The sequence below is a fragment of the Barnesiella sp. WM24 genome, from assembly GCF_004570975.1.
Lineage (GTDB): Bacteria > Bacteroidota > Bacteroidia > Bacteroidales > Muribaculaceae > Muribaculum.
This window is the reverse complement of sequence record NZ_SPPC01000003.1, coordinates 25,318-51,246: the sequence shown is the minus strand read 5'-3', so window position 1 is coordinate 51,246 and position 25,929 is coordinate 25,318. Positions and strand designations below refer to the sequence as shown.

Annotated in this window: 22 protein-coding genes and 1 pseudogene; 12 read left to right on the top strand and 11 right to left on the bottom strand. The window is 48.2% G+C overall.

Features of this window, described 5'->3' with window-relative positions; translation table 11 throughout:
• Positions 1-60 precede the first annotated feature (60 nt).
• From E4T81_RS03440 to E4T81_RS03430, 3 genes and pseudogenes are all read right to left on the bottom strand, one after another.
• A complete protein-coding gene (locus tag E4T81_RS03440) occupies positions 61-876 on the bottom strand; it encodes a helix-turn-helix domain-containing protein (RefSeq protein ID WP_135041435.1) in 816 nt (271 codons plus the stop codon).
• A gap of 75 nt (positions 877-951) precedes the next feature.
• Positions 952-1,302: pseudogene (locus E4T81_RS03435) on the bottom strand (putative quinol monooxygenase); the annotation flags it as partial.
• A gap of 97 nt (positions 1,303-1,399) precedes the next feature.
• Positions 1,400-1,630 (bottom strand): hypothetical protein, encoded by a 231-nt coding sequence (locus E4T81_RS03430; RefSeq protein ID WP_135041431.1) that lies wholly within the window; start codon positions 1,628-1,630, stop codon positions 1,400-1,402.
• A 145-nt stretch (positions 1,631-1,775) separates the two neighbouring features.
• Between E4T81_RS03430 and E4T81_RS03425 the strand changes: the two genes are divergently transcribed.
• Positions 1,776-2,681 carry an AraC family transcriptional regulator gene (locus E4T81_RS03425; RefSeq protein ID WP_135041430.1) on the top strand — a complete coding sequence of 302 codons (906 nt, stop codon included), beginning with the start codon at positions 1,776-1,778 and terminating at the stop codon, positions 2,679-2,681.
• An 18-nt stretch (positions 2,682-2,699) separates the two neighbouring features.
• On the opposite strand, the gene E4T81_RS03420 is transcribed toward E4T81_RS03425, so the two are convergent.
• Together E4T81_RS03420 and E4T81_RS03415 are read right to left on the bottom strand one after the other, a co-directional pair.
• Positions 2,700-3,506 (bottom strand): DUF4249 family protein, encoded by an 807-nt coding sequence (locus E4T81_RS03420; protein WP_167761631.1) that lies wholly within the window; start codon positions 3,504-3,506, stop codon positions 2,700-2,702.
• Between the two features lie 66 nt (positions 3,507-3,572).
• Positions 3,573-5,636 carry a TonB-dependent siderophore receptor gene (locus E4T81_RS03415; protein ID WP_167761629.1) on the bottom strand — a complete coding sequence of 688 codons (2,064 nt, stop codon included), beginning with the start codon at positions 5,634-5,636 and terminating at the stop codon, positions 3,573-3,575.
• Positions 5,637-6,104: 468 nt separating this feature from the next.
• Here E4T81_RS03415 and E4T81_RS03410 point away from each other — a divergent pair, with 468 nt between their 5' ends.
• The 5 genes from E4T81_RS03410 (at position 6,105) to E4T81_RS03390 (ending at position 11,666) form a co-directional block, all read left to right on the top strand.
• A complete protein-coding gene (locus E4T81_RS03410; protein ID WP_135041425.1) occupies positions 6,105-6,953 on the top strand; it encodes an ATPase in 849 nt (282 codons plus the stop codon).
• Positions 6,954-6,960: 7 nt separating this feature from the next.
• The gene (gene serB, locus E4T81_RS03405) at positions 6,961-8,214 is read left to right on the top strand and encodes a phosphoserine phosphatase SerB (protein WP_135041423.1); all 1,254 of its coding nucleotides are present in this window, start codon (positions 6,961-6,963) and stop codon (positions 8,212-8,214) included.
• Between the two features lie 4 nt (positions 8,215-8,218).
• Positions 8,219-10,534 carry a patatin-like phospholipase family protein gene (locus tag E4T81_RS03400; protein ID WP_209308147.1) on the top strand — a complete coding sequence of 772 codons (2,316 nt, stop codon included), beginning with the start codon at positions 8,219-8,221 and terminating at the stop codon, positions 10,532-10,534.
• Between the two features lie 90 nt (positions 10,535-10,624).
• A complete protein-coding gene (locus E4T81_RS03395) occupies positions 10,625-10,990 on the top strand; it encodes a CidA/LrgA family protein (RefSeq protein WP_135041417.1) in 366 nt (121 codons plus the stop codon).
• Entirely contained in the window at positions 10,971-11,666 is a 696-nt protein-coding gene (locus E4T81_RS03390) for an LrgB family protein (protein WP_135041415.1), read from the top strand. The genes E4T81_RS03395 and E4T81_RS03390 overlap by 20 nt, the downstream gene beginning before the upstream one ends.
• Before the next feature lie 116 nt (positions 11,667-11,782).
• On the opposite strand, the gene E4T81_RS03385 is transcribed toward E4T81_RS03390, so the two are convergent.
• Genes E4T81_RS03385 through E4T81_RS03370 form a run of 4 tightly spaced genes read right to left on the bottom strand, consistent with a single transcriptional unit; the run spans position 11,783 to position 14,602 of the window.
• Positions 11,783-12,256 carry a DUF4252 domain-containing protein gene (locus E4T81_RS03385; RefSeq protein ID WP_167761626.1) on the bottom strand — a complete coding sequence of 158 codons (474 nt, stop codon included), beginning with the start codon at positions 12,254-12,256 and terminating at the stop codon, positions 11,783-11,785.
• Positions 12,231-12,782, bottom strand: a complete 552-nt coding sequence (locus E4T81_RS03380) for a hypothetical protein (RefSeq protein WP_135041411.1) — start codon at positions 12,780-12,782, stop codon at positions 12,231-12,233. Before E4T81_RS03380 ends, E4T81_RS03385 begins: the two co-directional genes overlap by 26 nt.
• Positions 12,779-13,273, bottom strand: coding sequence for an RNA polymerase sigma factor (locus tag E4T81_RS03375; RefSeq protein ID WP_135041409.1), 495 nt, complete (start codon positions 13,271-13,273; stop codon positions 12,779-12,781). The genes E4T81_RS03380 and E4T81_RS03375 overlap by 4 nt, the downstream gene beginning before the upstream one ends.
• Positions 13,274-13,324: 51 nt before the next feature.
• Positions 13,325-14,602 (bottom strand): replication-associated recombination protein A, encoded by a 1,278-nt coding sequence (locus E4T81_RS03370; protein WP_135041407.1) that lies wholly within the window; start codon positions 14,600-14,602, stop codon positions 13,325-13,327.
• Positions 14,603-14,877: 275 nt separating this feature from the next.
• Between E4T81_RS03370 and E4T81_RS03365 the strand changes: the two genes are divergently transcribed.
• The 6 genes from E4T81_RS03365 (at position 14,878) to E4T81_RS03340 (ending at position 24,016) form a co-directional block, all read left to right on the top strand.
• Positions 14,878-15,117, top strand: coding sequence for a hypothetical protein (locus E4T81_RS03365; protein ID WP_135041405.1), 240 nt, complete (start codon positions 14,878-14,880; stop codon positions 15,115-15,117).
• 18 nt (positions 15,118-15,135) lie between these two features.
• Positions 15,136-16,122: a PstS family phosphate ABC transporter substrate-binding protein gene (locus E4T81_RS03360; protein ID WP_135041403.1), complete on the top strand. Its 987-nt coding sequence runs from the start codon at positions 15,136-15,138 to the stop codon at positions 16,120-16,122.
• A 58-nt stretch (positions 16,123-16,180) separates the two neighbouring features.
• The gene (locus tag E4T81_RS03355) at positions 16,181-17,788 is read left to right on the top strand and encodes a tetratricopeptide repeat protein (RefSeq protein ID WP_135041400.1); all 1,608 of its coding nucleotides are present in this window, start codon (positions 16,181-16,183) and stop codon (positions 17,786-17,788) included.
• Positions 17,789-18,123: 335 nt separating this feature from the next.
• Complete coding sequence (locus E4T81_RS03350; RefSeq protein ID WP_135041398.1) at positions 18,124-19,578, top strand: bifunctional UDP-sugar hydrolase/5'-nucleotidase; 1,455 nt, start codon at positions 18,124-18,126, stop codon at positions 19,576-19,578.
• Positions 19,579-19,603: 25 nt separating this feature from the next.
• Positions 19,604-22,573: a glycoside hydrolase family 3 N-terminal domain-containing protein gene (locus E4T81_RS03345; protein ID WP_135041396.1), complete on the top strand. Its 2,970-nt coding sequence runs from the start codon at positions 19,604-19,606 to the stop codon at positions 22,571-22,573.
• A 111-nt stretch (positions 22,574-22,684) separates the two neighbouring features.
• Positions 22,685-24,016: an NADP-specific glutamate dehydrogenase gene (locus E4T81_RS03340; protein ID WP_135041394.1), complete on the top strand. Its 1,332-nt coding sequence runs from the start codon at positions 22,685-22,687 to the stop codon at positions 24,014-24,016.
• Positions 24,017-24,097: 81 nt separating this feature from the next.
• On the opposite strand, the gene E4T81_RS03335 is transcribed toward E4T81_RS03340, so the two are convergent.
• Positions 24,098-25,405 carry a Na+/H+ antiporter NhaC family protein gene (locus E4T81_RS03335; protein WP_245207001.1) on the bottom strand — a complete coding sequence of 436 codons (1,308 nt, stop codon included), beginning with the start codon at positions 25,403-25,405 and terminating at the stop codon, positions 24,098-24,100.
• A complete protein-coding gene (gene rlmH, locus E4T81_RS03330; protein WP_135041392.1) occupies positions 25,398-25,871 on the bottom strand; it encodes a 23S rRNA (pseudouridine(1915)-N(3))-methyltransferase RlmH in 474 nt (157 codons plus the stop codon). The genes E4T81_RS03335 and rlmH overlap by 8 nt, the downstream gene beginning before the upstream one ends.
• Positions 25,872-25,929: the final 58 nt, after the last annotated feature.

Sequence of the window (25,929 nt, the reverse complement as noted above, 5' to 3'; positions counted from 1 at the left end):
ACAGCGAAAGCCACGCAACGGCTTTGTTACGTGGCTCAATTCATTTTGTCCTGCGGCTCATTATGTGAAAGTCGGTGCCATACCGTAGGTTTCCTTATATAGTTTTGAGAAATGAGACAGGTTTTTGAATCCGACATCGAAGCATATTTCAGACACCTTTTTGCCACCTTTGCGTATAAGTTCGCGTGCCGCTTCAAGCCGTCGGCGAATCAGCCACTTCTGCGGAGTCAGAGTGCTTATCTTTTTAAAATCGCGCTTGAACGTGGCAAGACTTCTGCCCGTATAATATGCCATTTCTTCCATCGTAAGGTCGTTCATGTAGTTTTTCTCCATGAAATCCGCGATGTCGATTTTCCACGGCTCGACAAAATCAAACAGCAAGGCATACAGGTTTTCATCGGTTTTAAGAATGGCAAACATCCCTTCTGCCATTTTCATTTTTAATATCTCCTCATCAGGAGATACTCCTGCATCGAAGTAAGGAATCAGCGAATCAAAGAGACTTCGCACATCCGGACGATTTGCCGGAAATTTCACAAGACTCGCTTTCTCACGCCGCGCATCAGCCGGAATGTCCCTGCGGTTAAGAGTGTGGAAAAACTCTTTCAGATAATCTCGGGAGAACTTCATCACAACCGAGCGATAGGACTTGCCGTCTTTGACTCGCTTCTGAAGCCACATCCTGTTGTCACGCCTCATGAAAGCGCAGTCGCCGGGATGAAGTATGGTCTTACGCCCATTGTCGGTAATTTCCAGTTCGCCCGAATGAATGAATATGAGAGTATGTTCACGATTGCAGTGAGCACAGCCACGGTCATCAGTGAAATAACTCGCTATAAAGGTGTTTGAGCAATCCAACACTTCCAGTTTTTCCATATCAGTCTGAGTTTAGACAGCAAAGATAGCTCCAAAAATCTTCATACACTTTGTTGTGGGGCTCATTTTTTGACTTCACTCAATAAAATTAACTACCTTATTGGCAGGATTCAGAGGATTCTGATCGACAAGTTCAAGCGATTTCACCATTCTGAGAGTACCCTGCTTATACTTTTGAAAATGAGCAGAGGCAATATGCTTCTCATAGGCTTCTTTACTTGCATAGATTTCAAGGATTGTCACCCTGCAAGGATTGTTCTTTTCGCTTACAGCATACATTGTAAGTACGCCGGGTTCTGTTCGTATCGAGATTTCTCCAACCTCTATGGCACATTCCATATACTCATCAAGATACTGCGGATAAACCTCTATTTTTGAGAGGCGCACGATACCATCTGTGGTCATCTCTTCTTTGGCACACATTCCCGACTCCTTATCGAAAGTGTCGTTATCACTATTGCATGCGACTGCGGTTATTAGCATAATAATGTAAATATAATTTATAAAACGTGTCATCATTTCATTATTGATTTGTTACAAACTCTACTGAAGATGGGCGCAAACCCAAGTCTCTCAATATTGCCATTTCATTATCTTCAAGACGGCAACTCCTTATATCATTGCCAGGGATTATCCCTTCTTGCTCCATATATCGGGTAATTATTTCAACCGGTGATGAAGAATACCGGCTTGCGATATAGCCTATGACATCATCTTCGCAGACCGTCAGTGGAAGAATTACTTTACTTTCCATGTTGTTAATACTTGTTCCTGATGCAAAATTACTGACAGTCATCTTTATAAAAGTGCCGAATTCTTTTGAAGTTGTATCAATATTTTAGAAAGAATACTATATATGCCGGTTTTATCGTTAATTTTGTACAACCAATCAGTGTATTATGCCCAAAATCCTGAAAGTCAACACTCCATCAGATTATAGTAGATACCATGGCATCATAGACCGGCATCCGCTTGTCAGTATTATCGACTATTCCCGCATATCTCCGATACGTCATAGTCTGAACAGTTATGGCGTATATGGCATATTTCTTCAGGATAATAATGACAATGACCTTACGTATGGATGTGGAAAATATGATTACAGAAATGGGTCGTTGATATGTGTTGCACCGGGACAGATAGGAGGCAAAGAAGATAACGGCGAACTTACTTCAATAGGAGGATGGGCAATGCTGTTTCACCCGGATCTATTACATGGCACAAGCCTCCAAAACGAGATTAAAGGGTACTCATTCTTTGACTACCGAATAAATGAGGCTCTGCACATGAATGACGATGAGCATAAAACCATTGCATCCATCTTCCAAAAGATGGAAGAGGAGATTAACTTGCCGAGAGATAGTTTTCAGGATGAAATTCTTGTAAGCTATATATCATTGCTTTTAAAATTTTGTAACAGGTTTTACAACCGCCAGTTTCTCACCCGTAAACTGGCAAATGCAGGTATCCTCTCTAAATTCGAGACACTATTGCATGAATATTATGCTGAAAACCGCCAGGGCAACCTCGGTATCCCTACGGTCAATTACTGCGCCGAACAGCTATGTATGTCACCGAGTTATTTCAGCGACCTCATAAAGAAAACCACAGGAGAGAATGCCAGTTCCACAATCAGGAGATTTATAGTCAGGCAAGCAAAAAACGGGCTTGCCTCCGGATTGTCGGTCTCGGAAGTAGCCTATAGGTTAGGACTTGAATACCCGCAGCATCTTAGCCGCCTGTTCAAAAAAGAAACAGGACATACGCCTAAGCAATACCTCGCGTCACTGAACAAAAACATGTAAGTCTAATCTGAACTACGGTCAATTGTAATAGGGAATCTCGTCGGGGTGAAAGACGATTGAGTCAGACACAGGCGAAGACGCAATAAAATAGCCCAGACATCTATCGCCCGAAAACATTGCCGGGCCATTGCTGTCATTTTGCAGCGCTTCAAGATAGTCATGCATAGGACGTGTAATCTGACTGACGACGGCAGTCATGACATCGCCGTCAAAAAGCACAGAGTCGTCTTCTTCCTCATCGGTGTCCATGCGCGTCGTCATCGTGAAGTAAGTCAGAATCCCGTCGACCGCGCCACGGTCATCCATCTCTCCCCATTGATATATCTCTCCATTGCGATAAAGCTTGACCCAATAATAATCATTTCCATCACTGTTGTCAATGAACTGACCTTGCAACACAGCCACATGGTCGTAAGGCATCTTTATCCAGTTAAATTCAAGACCGACAATGCTGACAGGAGGAAACATTGTGGTCTCTGCCTCATAATGGCATCCGTCACGCTCTACAACAAGGCGATAATCATGCCCCGCAACACCAGGCGACGGGTCATAGAAAAAGCCTTCATCATCGGGCGTGAGGACAGTCGTCTCGCCTGATGTGATGTCTTCCAATGTCACAACGGCGTCAGTAAGCCGCGTGCGGTTCATCGGCTCATCCATGGGAGTAGTAAGGGTTATCCCTACTTTCACGCCGAGAGGCGTAAGTTCGCCCTCTATGACAGTCAGAGGCTCGATATAATGATATTTGAAGTCAAGCTCCTTCTCACATGACGTCGCCAGAACAGAGACAATCGTCACGACAAGAATATGCAATAATCTATTCATTATTAAGTAAATTTTCATGACAGGCTATGTCTATTTTATATAACGCAACTCCGGGAATCTTAGGATTCAGAATTTCAGAATATAGGAAACCGACGGCACAAGACCATACATGGACTGCTGGACAGCCCTTGTGCCGGAAGGCTTTGACGGGTCATCCTCAAAATATATCACATAGGGATTATAACGGCAATATGCGTTATAAACACCGAAAGCCCACTGATAAGTGAACCGCGGACCGGCATGTGTGTAAGTCGCCGACAGGTCAAGACGATGGGTGGCAGGAGTCATGTAAGCATTACGGCGAGAATAGTAATAGCAGGTCTCGCCGGCAACTTCATATTTCGCATCAGGCGCTGTGAGCGGCTGACCCGACGAGTATATCCATGAGCCGGAAAAATCCCATTTCCGCGACAGGTGATATATGGCAGTTACAGAAAAGTCATGACGGCGGTCATTGCCGGCGTCATACCACTCTCCGTCATTTATGCCCGGAATACGGGTTTCCGTATGTGAAATCGTGTATGAGAGCCATCCCGTAAGTCTCCCCGTATTCTTTCTAAACATAAACTCAGCGCCATAACTGCGTCCTTTTCCTCCAAGAATTATATCTTCAAGCACAATATTGGAAAAGGAGCTTCTGCCATCTTTATAATCGTAGACATTATCGATAGACTTAAAATAGCCCTCTGCCGACCAGTCATAGTCACCGGTCACTGTCATGCCGGCATAACCCAATCCATATTGCAACACACGCTCCGGCTTTACTACCGCCGATGTCAACGCATAACGGTCAAAAGGGAAAGAAGTGGCGCTTGAACGTATCGAATGGAGATTCTGCGTTGCCACGGCAAATCCGGCTTTTATGTTGTGACAGCCGGAAATGTTATATTTCAAGCTTATGCGTGGCTGCAAATCAACGTAAGTCTTTCCATCAAACTGATTGCCCTCACCTGACGATGATATAAATTCATGAAACCTGCTGCCTGACATTACTGACGAGACATCAATGCGCATACCTGCCGAAACTTCAATCTTCTCCCGGAATGACCCGGAATAGTCAATCCACACCGAGTTTTCCCAAAGCGACCTCACTTCCCGCTCCTTCGCAGCGTTCAGAAGCCATTCTGCCGAATTAACCCTGAACAGTTCTGACCGCAAACCCACCTCGACGCCATGACTGTCGGTCACACTAAAGCGCACTCTCTCATTAAAAGAATAATCGTGAACATAACTTTTCATGGCCTGGTCGATATCCATTACCGACGCCTCCATCTTCGGGTCAAAATGGGTCAACGACAAAGTGGAAATGAATGTAAGTCGGTCGGCGGCATGGGCAGTCCAGTTGACAGAAGCCCCGAGATTTCCCCAATACATACCCATAAGGCCGCTTATCGCCATATTGTCATGGCTTATAAAAAATGAACAGTCGACAAGATGGGCATGAGCAGGGCGATAACGCAGTTTCGCCGTAACGTCATAAAAATTCATAATCGTGCTTCTATACTGCGGCACAAGTTTAAGAAACGCGTCGACATAAGAACGGCGTGCGGTAACGGCAAGTGAGAGCTTGTCCTTCTCAATCGGGCCGCCAGCCATAATTTTGGCGGCAAGAATACCTATCGAAGCCTTCCCGTGCCACTGTTCCATATCACCTGCCGCAAGTGACGTCTCAAGCACCGATGACGTTGCACCGCCATACATCGCAGGAATAGGTCCCTTGTATAAAGTCGCGCTCCCCAATGCATCATCATTGAATGTAGAAAATATGCCCATCACATGAGATGGGTTATAAAGAGTGATGCCGTCAAGCATGACAAGATTCTGCGAGGCATTGCCGCCACGCACTTCAAATCCGCCACCGCCATCACCCTCACCATGAACTCCGGGGAGAAGCGCTATTGACTTTATTATGTCGTTTTCGCCCCCAAACGACGGCACTTGGGAGAGTTTTGACAGTTCGAGCCTCTCAGCGCCAAGACGCGGATTTCCGACCCGACGACTGACGGAAGTGCCATTGACCACAACTTCCATCAGCTGTTGGTCAGCAATGCTGTCGGGCAATACATCAGCCGTCAAACAGCAAGCCGAGCCTGTCAACTGAAGTCCCAGCAAATATATCTTCTTTAACATTATCAAGAGCTGTTTCTTGTCGTTCACAAAAAATAAAATGCACTCGGCAATAAGCCGGTCCATTAGTTTAAAATATTACAAACCACATCAGTCCTACGGAAATTGCTATCAACAATAACGCAAAGCATAATGTGAAATCAACTTTCCTACCTTTATTATCCATTTTAATCTCTTTATTAAAATATTCCATCACAAAATCATGTGTTTCCATCCGTAACACGCAACAAAGTTAACAATTATTCAATTTATTTCAAAACCACCGACCCCGACAACATGTTTCAGGCATACAGATAATCTCCGTAAGAACTATCATTTATAACATATTATTATGTAAAGTCAGGACATGTACCGGACATAATACATACCGGACAGATACCGGCGTGGCAACGAAAAAATCGGGAGTTATGGATGACACGCTATAAATATTTATTAAATTTGCAGTCCATTAAGAAAAAGAGACTAAAAGTAATGAAACTGATTGCTGACAGCGGAAGCACCAAGGTTGAATGGTGTCTTCTTGATTATGATAAGCCGGTGAAGCAGATATTCACCTCCGGATTCAACGCACTGATGCTCACTGAAGAGGAAATCGCGCAGTATCTTGACGATGAGCTGATGTTTCAGCTCGGCGACCTTGCCGAAAAGGTGACAGAAGTATATTTCTACGGAGCAGGATGTATCGACGAGGATGTTTGCCGCAATGTACGCCGTGCCATCCGTCAGAATCTCAATGTAGCCACTATCGAGGCTCATTCCGACCTTCTGGGTGCGGCAAGGGCACTGTTCGGTCATAACGAGGGCATCGCATGTATACTCGGCACAGGCTCAAATTCATGCTACTACAACGGTCACGAGATAAAGGACCATGTAAGTCCGCTCGGCTTCATTCTAGGCGACGAGGGCAGCGGGGCGGTGCTTGGACGCCATCTTATAGGCGACGTGTTAAAACATCAGTTGCCAAGAGAGCTGTGTGACCGTTTTCTTGACGAGTATAACCTTGAACGCGCAGCAATCATACGCCGCGTTTATAAGGAGCAGTCGCCCAACCGATTCCTGGCGTCAGTCACGCCATTCCTGCTTAAAAACATCGAGGAACCGGCGATACACCGTCTTGTGCTAAACGAGTTCAAATCTTTTTTTGTGCGCAATGTAGCCCAATATGACCGCTATCGCTCGCTTCCAGTAAGCTTTGTAGGCTCCATAGCCTACCACTACCGTGCCGTGCTTGATGAAGCGGCGGCAGCGCTCGATGCAAAAATCGACACAGTGATCAAAACCCCGATGGAGGGATTAGTACGCTACCATTCATCACTTTAAACGACTCATGAACAATAAAATACCGAAACTGGAGCTTATCCTGGTAAACATCTCAGGACATGACCGCCCCGGCGTGACATCGGCACTTACTGAAATTCTTGCCGAATATGACGCAACAATCCTTGACATAGGTCAGGCTGACATACATCATACACTCTCTTTAGGCATCCTGATAAAGACCACCAGCAATCTTTCAGGCAATATAATGAAAGACCTGCTGTTTAAGGCATCGGAGCTGAATGTACAGATACGTTTCACGCCTGTGACTGTGAAAGAATATGAGGCATGGGTAGGACGACAAGGCAAAAACCGATGGATTGTCACTATACTCGGACGCCGCCTCACCGCGCGTCAGATAGCCTCGGTAACGCGCATCATCTCTGACCAGAACCTGAACATAGACAGCATCCAGCGTCTGACAGGCCGAGTGCCGCTCTCGGAAGGTGAAGAGGCAAAGACAAAGGCATGTGTTGAATTTTCAGTGAGAGGTAACCCCAACGATGCCAATGAGATGCAATCGCTGTTCATGAAGCTTTCGGCTGAAGAGGAATTTGACATCTCGCTGCAGCAGGACACCATGTATCGCCGCTGTCGCCGCCTGGTATGTTTCGACATGGACTCAACGCTTATCGAGACCGAGGTAATCGACGAGCTTGCGGAGCGCGCCGGTGTAGGAGCCAAAGTCAAGGCGATAACAGAGCGCGCGATGAGAGGCGAAATCGATTTTGACGAGAGTTTCCGCGAGCGTGTGGCTCTACTGAAAGGACTTGACGAGAGCGTGATGAAGGAAATCGCCGAGAAACTGCCCGTCACTGAAGGAGTGAGCAGGATGATGGAGGTGCTCAAACGCGCCGGATTCAAGACCGCCATACTTTCGGGCGGATTCACTTACTTCGGAAATTATCTCAAACAGAAGTTTGGAATCGACTATGTGTATGCCAACGAACTTGAAATCGTCGACGGAAAGCTTACCGGCCGATATGTAGGCGACATCGTAAACGGTAAACGCAAAGCCGAGCTGCTGCGTCTGCTCGCTCAGGTCGAGAATATCGACATCGCTCAGACAATTGCCGTAGGCGACGGAGCCAACGACCTTCCGATGCTGACTACCGCCGGACTTGGCATTGCTTTCCATGCCAAACCGAAAGTAAAGGCCACCGCCGGACAGAGCATCTCAACAATCGGGCTTGATGGAGTGTTGTACTTTATAGGATTTAAAGACTCATTCATTTCAGATGGCTCGAAACCTGTCAACTATTGAGAAGATGAAAAAGCTGCCGCACATAATCATCACTATTGCGGCGATGTTAGGGACAATCACTGTCAACGCCCAGCAATCCGTAGGACTGGTGTTAAGCGGCGGCGGTGCAAAAGGCATAGCCCATATCGGTGTAATCAAGGCTCTTGAGGAAAACAACATCCCGATTGATTACATCGCCGGGACATCTATGGGTGCCATAGTAGGTGGACTGTATGCCTCCGGCTATACTCCTGAAGAGATGATGGCGCTGATTGAGTCAAAAGGCTTCAGCTATTGGTCGACCGGCACAATCGACCCTTCATGGGTGTATTATTACGCGAGGGAAGAACCGACGCCTAAGCTTGCCAACATCAACCTGAGTCTCAACGACAGCACCAAAAACAATAATATACTGCCCACGAGCCTCATAAACCCCCTCCCCATGAACTTTGCGTTCATGGAGCTGTTTGCCCGCTATACGGCTCAGTGCAATGGCAATTTCAACAACTTGTTTGTGCCTTTCCGATGCGTAACGTCAGACATTTACCACAAGCACAAGATAGTGTGTCGCGACGGGTCGCTCGGCGATGCCATACGCGCGTCAATGTCATTTCCCATAGTGTTCCGCCCGATTGAGATGGACGGGGTGCTGGTCTACGACGGCGGCATTTACGACAACTTTCCTGTCGACGTGATGAGAGAGGATTTCGCACCCGACATAATGATAGGTGTCGACGTGTCATCGCCCGATAAAAAGCCCGACCCCAACAATATCATGCAGCAAATAGAAGACATGGTGATTCAGAATAATGACTATTCGCTGCCCGACGATGAAGGAATCAAGTTGAAGATACCTGTGCAACAGTTCGGCCTTCTTGACTTTCCTGCGTGCCGACAGATATACCAGATAGGTTATGACTGCGCGATAGAGATGATGGACTCCATCAAGAGCCGTGTATCATCGCGCATCCCGGCAGAGACACGCCGCCTGCGTCGAGCCGTGTTCAAGTCAGAGACTCCCTACGTAGTATTTGACTCCGTTAATGTACATGGAGGGACACCCGCCCAGGACGCCTACCTGAAATATATCTTTACCAAAGGAAAGCGCGACACATTCGGGCTCACCCAGGCAAAAGACGCATATTACCGCGCCATAACTCCCGGTAAACTTCGTAACTTTGTGCCACGCGCCATATGGAATGACACCACCCGCCGGTTTGAACTCGACCTCAGCGCCGACGTAAAAAACAATTTCAATGTAGGTCTTGGCGGATATATAAGCTCGTCGACAAATTCAATGCTGTTCATGTCGGCAGGATACAACACTTTGAGCTTCAACTCGCTCAACACTTCGATAAACGGATGGGTGGGACAAAGTTACATGGCAGGAATGCTTGACATCAAGATGAATCTGCGCTCAGCCAATCCCTCCTATATAAAAGCCCAGGCAGTGATTTCGAGAGAAAAAATGTTTGACAGCGACAGGATATTTTATGATGACGGCAACACGCTTGTCACAGATACAGAGCTGTTTGGCCGACTTCGCTACGGCATGGCGGTGGGTCGAAGCGGCAAACTTGAAATTGACGGAGGTACCGGAAGATTAAGCAGCCGATTCTTTGACGGGCTCATATTAAACGGCAAAGAACGCGACCGCTCGACTTATATTCTCGGACAGCTCCGCGCCATATATGAATACAATACACTTAACGACCTGAATTATGCCACAAACGGCATGATGATACATGCATCGGCATTTGGAGTTTACGGCAATCACAGCTTCTTCCCCGAAAACGACAAATCGCGCAAGCAGGAACAGAAAGGTGTAAACTGGCTGCAAATAGCACTGAATTATGAACGCTTCTGGTCGCTGAACCGACATTTCTCAATCGGGCTGGAGAGCAATCTTGAGATTTCGACCCGCCGGCTGCTTGACAATTATGCCGCCACGATGGTGATGCTTCCGGTGTTTCATCCTACGGCATCGACCTACAATTCATTTAACGCCTCGCTAAGAGCCCCCCAATATGTAACCCTGGGATTCCAGCCCATATGGAAAATCACCAACATGCTTCAGCTCAGAGGCGAGTTTCACTGCTTCATGCCCTGGCGGAAGGTACTGCCGGAAATTCCCGCCGACATCACCGATGCCACTTCTGTGAAAGCAAAATATGGCGATTGGTTTGCCGACCCTGTATTCTTCAGTGAGCTGGCGGCTGTCTATGCCCTCCCCTTCGCCCACCTCACTGCCTATATAAATTATTGCAATACACCCGGCACGAAATGGAATGTAGGGCTTTCATTCGGACTTTTCTTCCTTGCACCTAAATTCCTGCATTAACAGCCGGCAATATAAGATAAACATAAGTTACGTAACAATATTATTTAATCATCAATCGTTATAGGAAAGATTGTTTTTTAGTTTTGTATTATGATTTTTCAATGTGCAGTGCTCTTTGCATTTCTTGCATTGGGCGAACTAATCGTATGGCTCACCGGGATACCCATTCCGTCGAGCATTATCGGAATGCTGTTGCTTGCCGGCAGTCTTAAAGCCGGGATAGTAAGGGTGATGTGGGTCGACAAAGTTTCTGACTTTCTGGTAAAGAACCTCGGATTTTTCTTTGTCCCGGCAGGAGTAGGACTGATGAACTGCCTCGGGCTCATAAAAGCACAGTGGCTGCCGATTATCGGAGCCTCTGTCATCAGTACATTTTTCATTCTCGCGGTGACAGGCTGGGTACATCAGGCTGTGCGTCGCATTACATCTTCACGTCATGAGCTATCTCGAGAATAAATACTTTTTAATAGCGCTGACATTTGTCGTTTATGTGACAGCGCAGATTATTCAGAAGCGCACGGGAATGTCGTTTCTGAACCCGATATTGGTGACTATCGCAGTGCTTATCTGCATACTTATGTCGGCGGGGGTCGATTATCAGACCTATGCCGCAGGAGGCGACTATATTGACTTCTGGCTGAAACCGGCTGTGGTGGCACTCGGGGTTCCCCTCTACCGCCAGCTTGAGGCTATAAAAAAGCAGCTGCTGCCTATACTTCTTGCCGAACTTGCAGGCTGCATAGCCGGAGTCGTGTCGGTAGTAGTGGTAGCGCAACTACTCGGAGCGTCAAAGGAAGTGATACTTTCGCTTGCGCCAAAGTCAGTCACCACGCCTATAGCCATGGAGATAGCTCAGACCGTAGGCGGCATTCCAGCCCTCACAGCGGCAGTAGTCGTGTGTACCGGTATTTTCGGTGGAATGGCAGGATTCAAAATGATGAAATATTCGAGGGTAAAAAGTCCTATCGCCCAGGGGCTTTCGATGGGAACGGCTGCCCATGCCGTCGGCACATCGGCAGCGATGGATGTAGGCTACCGCTACGGAGCCTTCTCTTCACTCGGACTGACGCTGAACGGTCTGTTCACCGCCCTGCTCACTCCATTGATACTGTCGCTTCTCGGCTACGCATGACAGCAGCCTTGAAAGATAACAAAAAAACAGGACAATCCGTCGCGGGTTGTCCTGTCACGTTTTTGAAGTTATAAATTGTATATGATAGTTTATTATTAAATCATGTAATCGTTGATTTAGGGTCTTGTAATCGATTTGAGTGAATCGGGGTCTATGTCGCCGGTCATAAAAATAGCCGACAATATTTCTGGCGATTCCTTAATCTCTATAAGCAGCAGGCTCGACAGCTTGTCGCCGTTACGCTTTCCATAAATCGTGATGTTGTCATTGTCATCACGAAGTCTTGAAAGGAGCTGAAGCTCATTTATACACGGGTCAAGCATCTCTATTATACGGTCAAATGTCTCCGGAGTCTCACATGTAAGAATTTCCACACTCTTCAATCTGTCAATGGTCGACGGGCTGAATCTTGTAGAGTCTGCCATAGCGCCCATTGATGACAGCATCGACTCGGAGATGTAGGCATACTGAGCCTCGGGAAGCTTTGAAATCTTTTCAAAGCTCTTATTCTGAGCCGAGCCGGAAACAGCTGCGGCCGCCATTAAAATCCCTAATGCAAATTTCTTATATCCGATCATTGTCCAGTTCATTATTGATTGAATCACCGTAAAAGTCGTCTTCATATAAAGAGTCGTCGGGGAATGTTATCTTTGACAACACCCTTGTCGCCTCGTCCATGAATTCACCGGTCTTGTTAAGGCTTTCCGAAACCATAAGCAACGCGCGCTCCGTCTCGTTGTAGGCGGTCTGCGGGTCGGTAATCTCATTTGGATTATGAGTGCTGCCTTTGACGATAAACAATACAAGCGTCACAACAATCGCAAGACTCGCCGCCACACCGGCAAAAGCCACAAACCGGCGTCCTGCCGCATTACGGCGCTCCTGGCGGTCAAGTTTATCAATCATGAGGCTTATGTTGCCTAAAGCGTCGTCCGGAACATCCACTGAGACACCTTCCGACAAAGCGGCAACAATGTCGCGGTCGGCAGCCAGCTCCTCAGGAAGATTTTCAGCTTCTTCAAACATCCTGACAAGCCTCTTTTCATCGTCGGGAGTGGTCAATCCGCCGTAATATAGATTGAGTAATTGCCTAAGTTCGTAATGTTCTGACTTCATTTTATATTATTGTATAATTCTTTTAAACGTCGCCTTGCCCTTGACAGCAGTGTGCGCGCATTTTCATGTGACACGCCCGTTATCGCGGCAATTTCCTGTAGGTCACAATCGGCTTCCGAACGCAGTCTGATTACCTCCTGCTGCAACGGCGGAAGCTTCTCTACAAGCGTCCTGACAACAGAGAGGGTGTCACGCGCCTCGATTTCCGCCGACAGGCACCCTGTCTCCTCCTCGCCGGGCTCCACGTCGGTCATCTCCATTCTGGAAGCGCGTGTCCGGAGCATGTCAATGCAACGGTTTTTGACAGCCTTGACACAAAACGACTCATAATTGTCGATACCGGAAAGCATCGAGCGCCTTGCCCACATTGCAGCTACAGCATCCTGAACAGCATCCTGCGCATCATCGCTATCGCGCAATATTGAATATGCCACGCGATACATTGACCCGTAATGAGCCAATACGAGATGTTTGAAATTTTCAGTCGCCATATTGTTCTACACTATGTAGACGGAGACCCGAGAAAAATGTGACAAGAAAAATCAATATTTTTTACCCCAGCGGCTTTCTTGTGTCGCTTTCATGCGGTCTTCGGAAGCGTTGGCACATGGTTTCCAGAACATTGCATTTTCCAGAGCGTCGGGTAAAAATTGCTGACGCACAAAATTTCCGGGATAATTATGGGCATAAAGGTAATTTTTCCCATAATCGAGGCTTTTCATCAGCTTTGTCGGTGCATTGCGCAGATGCAGCGGCACGGGAAGGTTGCCCGTCTCGTTGACTGCCGCAAGCGCCGCGTCAATTGACAGATACGCAGAGTTGCTTTTGGGTGATGTGGCAAGATATACCGCACATTCCGCAAGAGGAATCCTTCCCTCGGGCCAGCCTATCTTATGGATTACATCAAAGGTCGCGTTGGCAAGCAACAGTGCGTTAGGATTGGCAAGGCCGATATCCTCGGCGGCAAGAATCACGAGTCGCCGCGCTATGAATTCGGGAGCCTCGCCTCCTGCAATCATTCTCGCGAGCCAGTAGACAGCAGCATCAGGATCACTTCCGCGAATGCTCTTGATGAATGCCGATATTATATCGTAGTGCATCTCTCCCGTCTTGTCGTAGGCAAGCGGGTTTTCCTGAAGACGCTCGGTGACTGTCATGTCGTCAATGACAATTTCTTCATCGGGCATCGCCGACTGTTCAATCAGGTCAAGTATATTAAGCAGTTTTCGCCCGTCGCCGCCGGCAAAACGGAACAGAGCCTTAGTGCTGTCAATACGGAATTTACGCTTCTGCAGCACCACGTCGGTAGTTATGGCGCGCGTAAGCAGAGTCATCAGTTCCTCTTCTTCAAGCGGTTTCAACACATAGACCTGGGCGCGCGAAAGCAACGGGCGTATGACTTCAAAGGAAGGATTTTCGGTAGTAGCGCCTATCAGTGTCACGATACCACTCTCCACGGCACCGAGAAGGCTGTCTTGCTGAGCCTTGTTAAAACGGTGTATCTCATCGATAAACAATATAGGGCGTCCCTTGGAGAACATGCTCGCGGCGTCTGATTTACACCTGTCCATCACCTCTCTCACCTCCTTCACTCCCGAATGGACGGCGCTGAGCGTATAGAACGGCGATTCCGTAGTGTTGGCAATGATTTTGGCAAGCGTGGTCTTCCCTACTCCCGGAGGACCCCAGAGTATAAAAGAGGTTACATTTCCCGAGTCAATCATGCGGCGCAACACCGACCCCGGGCCGACAAGATGTGTCTGTCCTATATATTCGTCTATTGTATGCGGTCTTAGTCTTTCAGCAAGTGGAGCCTGCATAAAAAATATCTTTCTACTGATTAATATTGATACAAAATTAACAAATGTCGGTAGTAAAAAAAGAGTGTCTGATGTTAATTGTGTTTAATATGTGAAATTATCATTATGCCATATCTAAAATTTTACTTAACTTTACAACTCGGAATTAACAAAGATTCCGAGACAGACATCTAACCATGTATTTTTCGAACTATTAATGAAGGAAAGTGTTAATTTTATAACAGGACATCATAACCGTCCCGTATATTGATTGACAACACTAAAAACTTTTTATTATGAGCCAGGAAGGTAATGCAAACAAGGGCGCCAATACCGCAAGAACCATTTTCGGTATTTTCATGATTGTTATATATGTAGGCATGGGCATATTACTGCTTATCAACTTCTTCCAGTGGGAAAGCGGACCCTGGGAATGGCTTCGCTGGGCAGGCGGTATCCTTCTTATAGTTTATGGAATATGGCGCGGTTATCGTCAGTTTAAAGGTATCGACCGCAATATCGGCGACGAGTACTAACAGAAGAAAGACATCATCATGATAAAGAAAGGCATAATCAAGTATACAAGAATTGCGCTGACGTCACTTTTAATCGCCGGCGCGATTTCTTGTCGTAAAGCACCGACCAACACAAGCACGTCAGGCATAGCCACGATCGTTTGTGACGCAAGTTTTGAAAACATCATGGATCAGGAGATTGATGTTTTTGAGTACAACACAAAGGGGAAAGCAAGCATCATCCCTTACTATGAGTCGGAAAAAGCGTGTATCGACTCGCTTCTCGACTTCAAGACAAAACTGATTGTAATCACCCGCGACCTTAACGAGAAAGAAAAAGAGTATATAAAGGCAAAAAACCGTAACGTAAGATCCAACCGCATAGCGGTGGACGCCATAGCCTTGATTGTAAACCCCGACAATCCTATCGAGCAACTGTCGGTAAGCGAGATTGCCGACATCCTGACGGGAAAGACCACAGAGTGGTCACAGCTTGGTCCGGGAATGTTGAAAGGCGACATACAGGTGGTGTTTGACAATGAAGGCTCAAGCACCGTGCAATACATGCGTGACTCGGTGATGAACGGAGAGAAGTTTGCCGACAACGTGTTTGCCCAAAACACCAACCAGGAAGTGTTCACCCAGGTGCAGAACCGTAAAAACGCCATAGGCATAATAGGTGTAAGCTGGATTAGCGCCGACATGCGCACACGCGACCTTCCGAGGGAAGAGCGCATAAAGTCGCTCAATCAGCAAGACACCACCGTTTCGGAATTTGACACCTCGGTAAAAGTGCTTAAAGTAAGCGGCAAAGACGATTTCAGGGCTTACAAGCCTTATCAGGGCTACATCTATGACGGAAGCTATCCGCTCCACCGCTCAATGTACATGATTTCCACCGCTGCCAACGGCAGCCTTTCCCATGGTTTCTACTCTTTCGTCACAGGTACGATAGGACAGAAAATCATTCAGCGCACCGGCATACTCCCGGCTCGTGTACAGCCGAGAATGGTAAATCTGAATTAAACTATAAAAAGCAAAAACAATCAAATAAGTATATTAATAACAAAACAGGTTTAAAAACATGAAATTTAAGTTTTTATTATCCCTTTGCCTTGCAGGAGCGTTGACAGCTTCAGCTCAGGGATATAAGGATGGAGTCGAGTATTTCAAGGCCGACCAGTTTGCCAACGCCAAGACTCTCCTTGAGCGCAATCTTAACGATGCATCAACCGACAAAGCGGTAGCTTACTACTATCTCGGTGCCATCGCTATTCACGAAAAGGATCTTGCTGCGGCAAAGGCAAATTTCGAGAAGGGTCTTGCTGCTAATCCCGACAACGCTTATAACAAGGTGGGACTTGGCGAAGTCGCTCTTATGAACGGCAATGTCAAGGAAGCTGAAAATTACTTTGATGAAGCAAAGAAGGTTAACAAAAAGGATGCCGGTGTGTTTTCTGCGATAGGTCGCGCTTATTTCAATGCTGACCCGGTAAAGTATGCCAAGGAGATTGAGAAGTATGACGCTCAGGCTATCAAGGCTGACAAAAAGGATCCGTCAATCTTTGTACTTCGCGGTGACCGCAAGGCGGCTGTGAAAGAATGGGGCGACGCAGCAGCCAACTATGAGAATGCAATTCTTTACTCTAAAGGTCTGCCTGAAGCGTATGTAAAATATGCCAACGCTTATTTCAACGTGAATCCCGACTATGCTATCGCAAAGCTCCAGGAACTTCTTCAGGAAAACCCCAGCTCAGCTCTTGGACAGCGCGAACTCGCCGAGAAATATTATGAAAACGACCAGTGGTCAAAAGCGGCTGCCGCTTACGGCGACTATATCAACAACCCCAACCACTTTGTAGAAGACGAAGTGCGCTACTCAGTGCTACTCTACTACGGACAGCACTATGAGCAGAGCCTTGAAATAGCCAACCGCCTTCTTGCTTCTGACCCCAACAACCTTCAGCTACAGCGCATCGCGTTTCTTGACAAGGCTGCGATGAAGGATTATGCAGGTGCCGAGGCTGCTGCAAAGAGCCTTTTCGCGCTCAAGAATGCAAAGTTCACTTCCAATGACTACTCTACTTACGCAGAAGTGCTCCAGGAACTTGGCAAGGACTCACTTGCAATCTTCGAGTATGAAAAAGCGATTGAGGTAAACCCTGACAAGCTTGACCTTTACAAGGCACTCAGCTCGGCTTACAGCGGAGCAAAGAATTACAAGAAGGCTCTTGAAGTATTCCAGAACTTCATCGACAAGGGTGACTATGTGACCAATGACCTTGTGACCCTTTCAAGCCGTTACCAGAACGTAGCCGCAACATCGGAAGAAGGTTCTCCCGAAAAGCAGGCAGCGATCGCAAAAGCAATCGAGACTATCGAACAGGTTATCGCAAAGGTGCCCGACAATCCTATACCTGTGCGAAACAAAGCGCGCATGATGCTTGTGAAGTATGACAACAAACCCTCTGAAGAGATGGAGGCAACCTACCAGCAGGTAGTGGCACTTCTTGACAAGGATCCCGAAAACAAGACAAAACGTGCTGACATGTACAACGAGGCATACAGCCAGATTGCATCATATTACATCTCTCAGAAGGACATACCTACCGCAAAGATGTACTATGAGAAGGTATATGAGCTTGATCCGACCAACCAGGCTCTCCGCGACTATATCGACAAGATGAAGTAAAAAGTTTTCCCATACCAATAAAAAGGAGCTGTGCAAATGCACAGCTCCTTTTTATTATGTCTGCATCCATCAGCCGCATAGCTGTAAGGGTTGACAACGTGGTTGATTGCCGGTGCAAGGTTTGTGTTCAGGGCAACGTTGTCAATGCCGGATGCCGGGTTCGAGTGTCAGCCTCCAAGACATGGCAAACCACTACGTAAACACACACAAAGGGCCGCGCATTTTTTTGCGCAGCCCTTTGGTAAATTTACGAGAGAATGAAACGAGCAAGTTACCTTGTATAATTCATCAAAAATCTGTACTTTCGTAGAAAGAAATCATCCAAGTCATCAAAAATGAATCTAAAAAACATCATAATCATTTCAGCCGCGACTCTTCTGCCGGCTACATCATTAGCCGACAGGCTCGTAATCCTGCACACCAACGACACCCACAGCCAGCTTGACCCCAATGATAAAAACGAAGGTGGCATATTGCGGCGCAAAGTGCTTGTCGACAGCATCCGGGATGTGGAGCCAAACGTGCTTCTGATTGACTGCGGCGACGCCGTGCAAGGCACATTATATTATACGCTTTTTCGCGGCGAGGCAGAACGTGTCATGATGAACAATCTCGGATATGACATCCAGATACTCGGCAACCACGAGTTTGACAACGGGGTTGAAGAACTTGCCCGTGAATGGTCGCAGCTTAATGCAAAGAAGATTACATCCAACTATGACCTGCGCGGGACTGCGCTTGACAGCATATTTGAACCATATACAATCAGCAGCTTCGGCGACAGGAAAATAGGCTTTTTAGCCATAAATCTTGACCCTAAGGGCATGATTGCCGACGACAATGCTGAAGGTGTCAGATATCTTGACGGAATAGAGGCAGCCAACTCGCTCGCATGGTATCTAAAGAATGTCAAACACACCGATATGGTCATCGCCCTTACCCATGTAGGATATGACTCGGCAAATCCGCCCACACCAAGCGACCTGGACATAGCCTGCAACTCTAAGGACATAGACATAATCATAGGCGGACACTCCCACACGACAGTCGACCCTGACGCCCCCGATGCTCTCGCGTGGAAAGTTGCAAATGCCAAAGGCGACACAGTAATTGTCGCACAGACCGGAAGCCGCGGAGTGAATCTCGGGAAAATAACCGTCGACCTCCCCACCCTCGCGTCAACCTACAGCCTTATCCCGGTCAACAAGCGTCTTGACAATCGCATCGACCCGGAAGCAGCCGCGCTGCTGTCAAGATACCGCACAAGCGTAGACTCGTTAAAAAGCCGCAAGATCGGAAAGTCGGCGCAGGAATTTCCCGCAGGCAGCCAGATACTTGTCAACTGGGTTGCCGATGTCATGCGTGACATGGGGCAGGAACTGTGTGCCTCACCTGTCGACGTGGCGATTGTCAACAAGGGCGGCATACGCCGCAGTCTGCCCGCCGGTCACATAACGAAGGAGACAATCATGACAATGCTGCCCTTTGACAACAAGCTGGTGGTGATGGAAATCAAAGGCAATGACCTGAAAGAAGCGTTTGACGTCATGGCACGACGCGGAGGCGACGGACTAAGCTCCGGATTTGATCCGAAGTCAATCAATCCCGACAGCACCTATACCATAATAACCATCGATTATCTCGCCAATGGCGGCGATTATATGGACCCCCTCACAAGAGGCAAGATTATCACGCGCAGCAAAGCGCGTCTTGACGAGACTATGATTGAATATATCGAGCGTCTCCGGGGCAAACCGATAAAATATGACGACAACTCACGGCGCATGTGATTAACAAGCCTGATAAAACATTTACATGATGAAAAAGACATTCTCACTTATATTCATGGCTCTGTACATCGGAGCCATGCTGATTTCGGCAAATGCCGCCACATCGATAAATGACCTGACGAAGACCGACCGTTGCCGGCAATGGGTCGATTCGGTGTATGAAACGCTGACCATGCGCCAGCGCGTAGCCCAGTTGTTTGTCCCCAAGGTAAACCCCGCCAATGTGACCTCCGCGAAACAGACTATTGCCGCATATGTAAAAAATCTCGGTGTAGGCGGACTGTTGTTCAGCAAAGGCACAATAGAGCAGTATGCCCAACTCACCGACTACGCTCAGTCAATCGCCGCCGTGCCACTCATAATGACCCTTGACGGCGAGTGGGGACCGGCAATGCGCGTCACCGGAACAACGCGCTTCCCCTACAACATGGGGCTCGGCGCCATCGAAGACGAAGAGCTTCTTTACCGGTATGGCAGGGAGGTAGCGCGCGAATGTCGCCTGCTTGGCATAAATGTCAATTTCGCGCCGGTGCTTGATGTCAACTCCAATCCGTCCAATCCGGTCATCGGCTACAGGTCATTCGGAGAAGACCCGCAGCGTGTGGCGAGACTCGGCACCGCCTATTCCCGGGGGCTTGAGGATGGCGGCGTCATGGCTGTAGGCAAGCACTTTCCGGGTCATGGAGACACAAGCAAAGATTCCCACAAAGAGCTGCCGACAGTCGACCACTCCCGCCAACAGCTTGACGAGATAGACCTGCTTCCGTTTCGCAGCTTTGTGAATGCCGGATTGTCAGGAATAATGGTCGCTCATCTTAACGTACCCGCAATCGACCCGTCAGGGACTCCGACATCCCTCTCTTACAAAGCCACCACCGGACTGCTAAAAGAGGAAATCGGATTTGACGGTCTTGTGTGGACCGACGGACTCGCGATGAAGGGAGCGTCGTCAGGCACAGAAAACAACTGTGTATCGGCTCTAAAGGCGGGCGCCGACGTTCTGCTCGAATCGGCTGCACCGCGCGGCGACATCGTGGCGGTAATCGCGGCGGTAGAAAACGGTACAATCCCGAAGTCGGTCATTGAAACCCGATGCAAGAAGATGCTTGCCTACAAATATGCGCTCGGCCTGTCTACCGGCTACCGCCCTGTAAGCAGCGCCTCTTTGAAAAAACAGTTGAACTCACCTGAAGCCGACGCAGTCAACCGCCGCCTCGCTGCCGCAATGATTACCTGCCTTGAAAACAAGGACGGACTCCTGCCGATAGGCGACACATATAATAAAAAAATCTCGATAGTCAACATAGGAGAAGGAAGCGACAATAACTTTTCAAGATACTGCCTGAAATATGCCGATGCAAAATGTTACAGCTCATCGGCATCACTTACCCCCGCCCAACTAAAGGCGATTAAATCAAGCGACATTGTGATTGCCGGGGTTTACAACAATAAGGCGGCATCGGTGGAAACACTGCGACAACTGGAAGATTGCGGCAGCCTTGTGACCGTATTTTTCATGAATCCTTATAAGCTGTCGGCGTTTGCACCGCTGAAATCATCATCGGTAATACTTGCCGGCGACAACACCCCGCTCATCCAGGAGTATGGAGCGCAAGCCGTGTTTGGAGGCATACGCGTAAACGGCTCGCTGCCGGTCAACGTGAAGGGAGTGGCACCTCTCGGAAAGTGTGTCGGCCTAATGAAAACGCGCCTCGGATACAGCAGTCCGGCAGCCTCAGGTCTTGACCCTGACGTAGACAGGGTAATAGACTCTCTCGTAAACACCGGACTCCGTACGGGAGCCTTCCCGGGATGTCAGGTGCTCGTTGCAAAGTCAGGCGACATAATAATCGACAAGAATTACGGATACACCGACCAGACAAAGACTCATAAGGTAAATGACTCCACCCTCTACGACCTCGCCTCTGTAAGCAAGATTGCCGGCACACTTTCCGGCCTGATGCTTGCATATGACGAGAGCCTATACCGCCTTGACGACCCGGTAAGCAAATACATCCCGGAGCTCAAAAACCGGGGCAAAGACAACATCACCGTGAAGCAATTGCTGCTGCACGAAAGCGGATTGCCGGCGGCTATCAACCTGTCTAAGTTCATGATGGACACCGCATCTTACACAGGCAAGCTCATTGCCTATCGTCCGAAAGGCGACAACACGCTGAAAATAGGCAAAGGCGTGTATGCCAACCGCAATGCCAGGCTACGCACCGACATCGTGTCCAAGACCGCTTCAGCCGGATTTGACAAGCCGGTCGCCGAAGGAATCTATGTAAGTGACGCCACAGTCGACTCCATCATGGAGCAGATTTACGCCGTTAACCCCCGAGCAAACAAAAACTATCTGTATTCCGATCTCAATTTCGCGTTGCTCATGGATATGGAACAGAACGTCAGCGGACAACCCCATGACACATTTGTTGAAGAAGGCATATTCCGCCCTCTTGGCGCGACACATACGCTCTACCGCCCGCTGTCACGATTCAAGGCCGCAAACATAGCCTCCACCGAAAATGACAAATTCATGAGAAAACAGTCTATAAAAGGTTATGTCCACGACGAACTTGCCGCCTTTTCAGGAGGTGTACAGGGCAATGCCGGACTCTTCTCCACAGCCGGTGACCTTGCGCGCCTCTGTCAGATGTGGCTTAACGGAGGCAGCTACGCCGGACGGCAAATCATCTCGCCGGCAACAGTCAACACGTTTATCGGCACCAAAAGCTCCAAGTCGCGCAGAAAACTCGGTTTTGACGGTCCCGACACAGAAAATCCCGACAAGACGCCGACATCAAAATCAGCCGACCCGTCGACATTCGGTCATATAGGATTTACCGGCACATGCATATGGGTTGACCCTAAAAATGAACTGATATATATATTTTTAAGCAATCGCGTACACCCTACACGCGATAACAGCGCGTTCACCCGCCTTAATATACGACCGACTATCATGGATGCTGTCTATGACGCGATAAAATAGCTAAATGCGACCAAAAAGCGCAAAAAGATTGAAAAATGTTATGTATTTTGCGAAAAACATTGTAACTTTGTCGCAAAATCATAAAATCATATTAATTTCAATCAATAAAAAATGAAAGCAACCGAAGTATTGGACGACTTGAAACGTCGCTTCCCCAACGAACCCGAGTATCTTCAGGCAGTAGAAGAGGTAATCACCACCATCGAGGATGAATATAACAAGCACCCCGAGTTTGAACGCTACAACCTCATCGAACGTCTTTGTCTGCCCGACCGTATATTCTCATTCCGCGTATCCTGGGTCGATGACAAGGGTAAGGTACAGAACAACATGGGCTACCGCATCCAGCACAACAATGCCATCGGTCCGTACAAGGGAGGTATCCGTTTCCACTCTTCGGTAAACCAGTCTATATTAAAATTCCTCGCATTCGAGCAGACATTCAAAAACTCCCTCACCACCCTTCCGATGGGTGGAGGAAAGGGCGGTAGCGACTTCTCTCCGCGCGGAAAGAGCGACATGGAGGTAATGCGCTTCTGCCAGGCGTTCATAGCCGAGTTGTGGCGTCACATCGGTCCTGACACCGACGTTCCCGCAGGTGACATAGGTGTAGGCGGACGCGAAGTAGGCTACATGTATGGAATGTATAAGAAGATGGCACGCGAATTTACCGGAACTTTCACCGGAAAGGGTCTTGAATTCGGCGGTTCACTCATCCGCCCCGAGGCAACCGGCTACGGCAATGTTTACTTCCTGCTCAATATGCTGAAGACCAAGGGCATCGACATCAAGGACAAGGTAGTGGCAATCTCCGGCTCAGGTAACGTGGCGACCTATACTGCAAAGAAGCTTCTTGAACTCGGAGCAAAGGTAATCACCATGAGCGACTCCGATGGCTGCATCTACGTGCCGGAAGGCATCACCTCGGAGCAGCTTGACTATATCTTCAAGCTCAAGAACGAGTATCGCGGACGCATCCGTGAGTTTGCTGAAGAGTATGGCTGCGAATATGTAGAGGGCGGACGTCCCTGGGTTTACAAGTGTGACATCGCAATGCCGTCGGCTACCCAGAATGAGCTTGACGGTGACGACGCCCGCACACTCCTTGCCAACGGATGTATCGCAGTCAGCGAAGGAGCAAACATGCCTTCTACCCCGGAAGCAATCAAGGAATTCCTTAACGCCAAGATTCTCTATGCACCCGGAAAAGCTGCAAATGCAGGCGGTGTGTCAGTATCAGGACTTGAGATGGCTCAGAACTCACAGAAGCTCTCTTGGAGCGCTGAAGAGGTTGACCAGAAGCTCAAGGACATCATGGCAAACATCCACGGACAGTGTGAGAAATATGGTAAAGAAGGTGACTTTATCAACTATGTGAAGGGAGCCAATGTCGCCGGCTTTATGAAAGTCGCTCGCGCGATGATGGCACAAGGCGTGCTCTAATCATAGGCACCATATAATAATATAAGTGGCAGCCCCGGTTTTGGTGCTGCCACTTCTGTTTTTAAGCTGTAAACTCACTCCCTACCGGCGGTTTAGACGACGAGGATAACGGAAGATAATTGACAACGCCACAGCGACAATAAGCGACCATGAGTAATACATGTAACCCCACGGAGCCGCCGGAGATATTCCGGCAAGCCCGGTAGCAAGAAGAGTCTGCGCTCCGTAAGGGATAAGACTCTGCACTATACATGAACATGTGTCAAGAACCGATGCCGCCTTACGGGGGTCAATGCCAAAACGATCGGATATCTCCTTCGCCAGCGACCCTACGGTAAGAATGGCGACAGTATTGTTTGCCGTACACAGATTAACGATGCTGACAAGAAACGCTATGCTTGCCATAGCTCCCCTCGCTCCGTTGATGCGTCGTGTAAGGACCTGCAGAATATAGTCGATTCCACCGGCAGCCTTTATCAGCCCGAGCATCCCGGCCGCAAGCAATGTCACAATCACCAGATTTCCGACCGAATCGATTCCCGCGCCCATGAACCCAAACAACTGCAACAGGTCATAGCCTGAAGACACGGCGATTAAAAGGGTGGCGACTATGCCGATGGAAAGCACCACCGTTACATTTATACCGGCTATGGCTGTGGCAATGATAATAAGATAAGGAAGCACAAGCCAGGGATTGCCGACCTCTGAAATCTCAGTCTCCGGAACTTTCGCACCGAGAATGATATAAAACACAAGTGACGCAAGTGCGGCAGGAAGCACAATCCATAGATTAGCCTTGAACTTGTCATTCATCTTACATCCCTGGGTGCGGGTAGCCGCTATGGTCGTGTCGGAAATAAATGAGAGATTATCACCGAAGAAAGCACCGCCAAGCACAACGGCGACAAAAAACGGCACGGAACCGGCTTCAGTCTGGGCAAGCTCCACGGCAAGAGGCGTCAGCGCGACGACAGTGCCCACAGAGGTGCCTATCGCGAGCGAGATGAAACATGACGCAAGAAACAGTCCCGGGATAAGCATCTCCCCCGGCAACCATTTCAATGCCAGGTTAACCGTAGCCTCAACCGACCCTATCTCCTTGGCAAGAGCCGCAAAAGCGCCGGCAAGCAGGAAAATCCATATCATATACATCACCCCCGACGAACCTGCCTCACGGCTGAATATATCGACACGCCGGGCAAGCGGCTTACCGCGTAATATGACCACTCCCCAAGCCGAAGCCATAAGGAGCGCGACTGCAAGAGGCATCTTATAAAAATCGTTGACAATAACTGACACGACTACATAAAACACCAGAAACACAAGAATAGGAGAAATCGCAAGCAATCCCTTGCGGGAAGATATTGAAGCCATAGGTAATTCAGTCATGATGGTAAGGCTCGCCACGGAGTATCGTCATAGCGCGATAAAGCTGCTCTGTGAAAAACAACCTCACCATCTCATGGGAAAAAGTCATCTTTGAAAGTGAAATCTTGTCATCGGCACGCTCATACATAGCCTTGGAAAATCCGTAAGGACCTCCGATGACAAAAAGCATCCTCTTGGGGACACTCGACATCTTGCGGTCGATATAGACGGAAAAATCGCGCGAAGTCATCTCCTTGCCGCGCTCATCAAGCAAGACGAGGAAATCGCCCGGCTGCAACTGGGCGAGAAACTGCTCCCCTTCCATCTCTTTCTGCCGCTCTTCAGTGAGCGACCTGGAGGTCTTTACGTCGGGAAGGCATTTAATCTCAAACGGCACATAATGAGAGAGTCGCTTCAAATATACATCAATGCCATCCTGCAGATACCGGGTAGATGTGCGCCCGATTGCCATTAATTCTATCTTCATCTTATAAGAGGGTTACTTACTTTTTAAACGGCAAAATTACTGATTTAATATCTAAAAA

What these genes read in the sequence shown, in the direction of transcription:
- E4T81_RS03440 (WP_135041435.1), bottom strand. Translation starts at nt 876, where the DNA reads ATGGAAAAACTGGAAGTGTTGGATTGCTCAAACACCTTTATAGCGAGT.
- E4T81_RS03430 (WP_135041431.1), bottom strand. Translation starts at nt 1,630, where the DNA reads ATGGAAAGTAAAGTAATTCTTCCACTGACGGTCTGCGAAGATGATGTC.
- E4T81_RS03425 (WP_135041430.1), top strand. Translation starts at nt 1,776, where the DNA reads ATGCCCAAAATCCTGAAAGTCAACACTCCATCAGATTATAGTAGATAC.
- E4T81_RS03420 (WP_167761631.1), bottom strand. Translation starts at nt 3,506, where the DNA reads ATGAATAGATTATTGCATATTCTTGTCGTGACGATTGTCTCTGTTCTG.
- E4T81_RS03415 (WP_167761629.1), bottom strand. Translation starts at nt 5,636, where the DNA reads ATGTTAAAGAAGATATATTTGCTGGGACTTCAGTTGACAGGCTCGGCT.
- E4T81_RS03410 (WP_135041425.1), top strand. Translation starts at nt 6,105, where the DNA reads ATGAAACTGATTGCTGACAGCGGAAGCACCAAGGTTGAATGGTGTCTT.
- serB (WP_135041423.1), top strand. Translation starts at nt 6,961, where the DNA reads ATGAACAATAAAATACCGAAACTGGAGCTTATCCTGGTAAACATCTCA.
- E4T81_RS03400 (WP_209308147.1), top strand. Translation starts at nt 8,219, where the DNA reads ATGAAAAAGCTGCCGCACATAATCATCACTATTGCGGCGATGTTAGGG.
- E4T81_RS03395 (WP_135041417.1), top strand. Translation starts at nt 10,625, where the DNA reads ATGATTTTTCAATGTGCAGTGCTCTTTGCATTTCTTGCATTGGGCGAA.
- E4T81_RS03390 (WP_135041415.1), top strand. Translation starts at nt 10,971, where the DNA reads ATGAGCTATCTCGAGAATAAATACTTTTTAATAGCGCTGACATTTGTC.
- E4T81_RS03385 (WP_167761626.1), bottom strand. Translation starts at nt 12,256, where the DNA reads ATGAACTGGACAATGATCGGATATAAGAAATTTGCATTAGGGATTTTA.
- E4T81_RS03380 (WP_135041411.1), bottom strand. Translation starts at nt 12,782, where the DNA reads ATGAAGTCAGAACATTACGAACTTAGGCAATTACTCAATCTATATTAC.
- E4T81_RS03375 (WP_135041409.1), bottom strand. Translation starts at nt 13,273, where the DNA reads ATGGCGACTGAAAATTTCAAACATCTCGTATTGGCTCATTACGGGTCA.
- E4T81_RS03370 (WP_135041407.1), bottom strand. Translation starts at nt 14,602, where the DNA reads ATGCAGGCTCCACTTGCTGAAAGACTAAGACCGCATACAATAGACGAA.
- E4T81_RS03365 (WP_135041405.1), top strand. Translation starts at nt 14,878, where the DNA reads ATGAGCCAGGAAGGTAATGCAAACAAGGGCGCCAATACCGCAAGAACC.
- E4T81_RS03360 (WP_135041403.1), top strand. Translation starts at nt 15,136, where the DNA reads ATGATAAAGAAAGGCATAATCAAGTATACAAGAATTGCGCTGACGTCA.
- E4T81_RS03355 (WP_135041400.1), top strand. Translation starts at nt 16,181, where the DNA reads ATGAAATTTAAGTTTTTATTATCCCTTTGCCTTGCAGGAGCGTTGACA.
- E4T81_RS03350 (WP_135041398.1), top strand. Translation starts at nt 18,124, where the DNA reads ATGAATCTAAAAAACATCATAATCATTTCAGCCGCGACTCTTCTGCCG.
- E4T81_RS03345 (WP_135041396.1), top strand. Translation starts at nt 19,604, where the DNA reads ATGATGAAAAAGACATTCTCACTTATATTCATGGCTCTGTACATCGGA.
- E4T81_RS03340 (WP_135041394.1), top strand. Translation starts at nt 22,685, where the DNA reads ATGAAAGCAACCGAAGTATTGGACGACTTGAAACGTCGCTTCCCCAAC.
- E4T81_RS03335 (WP_245207001.1), bottom strand. Translation starts at nt 25,405, where the DNA reads ATGACTGAATTACCTATGGCTTCAATATCTTCCCGCAAGGGATTGCTT.
- rlmH (WP_135041392.1), bottom strand. Translation starts at nt 25,871, where the DNA reads ATGAAGATAGAATTAATGGCAATCGGGCGCACATCTACCCGGTATCTG.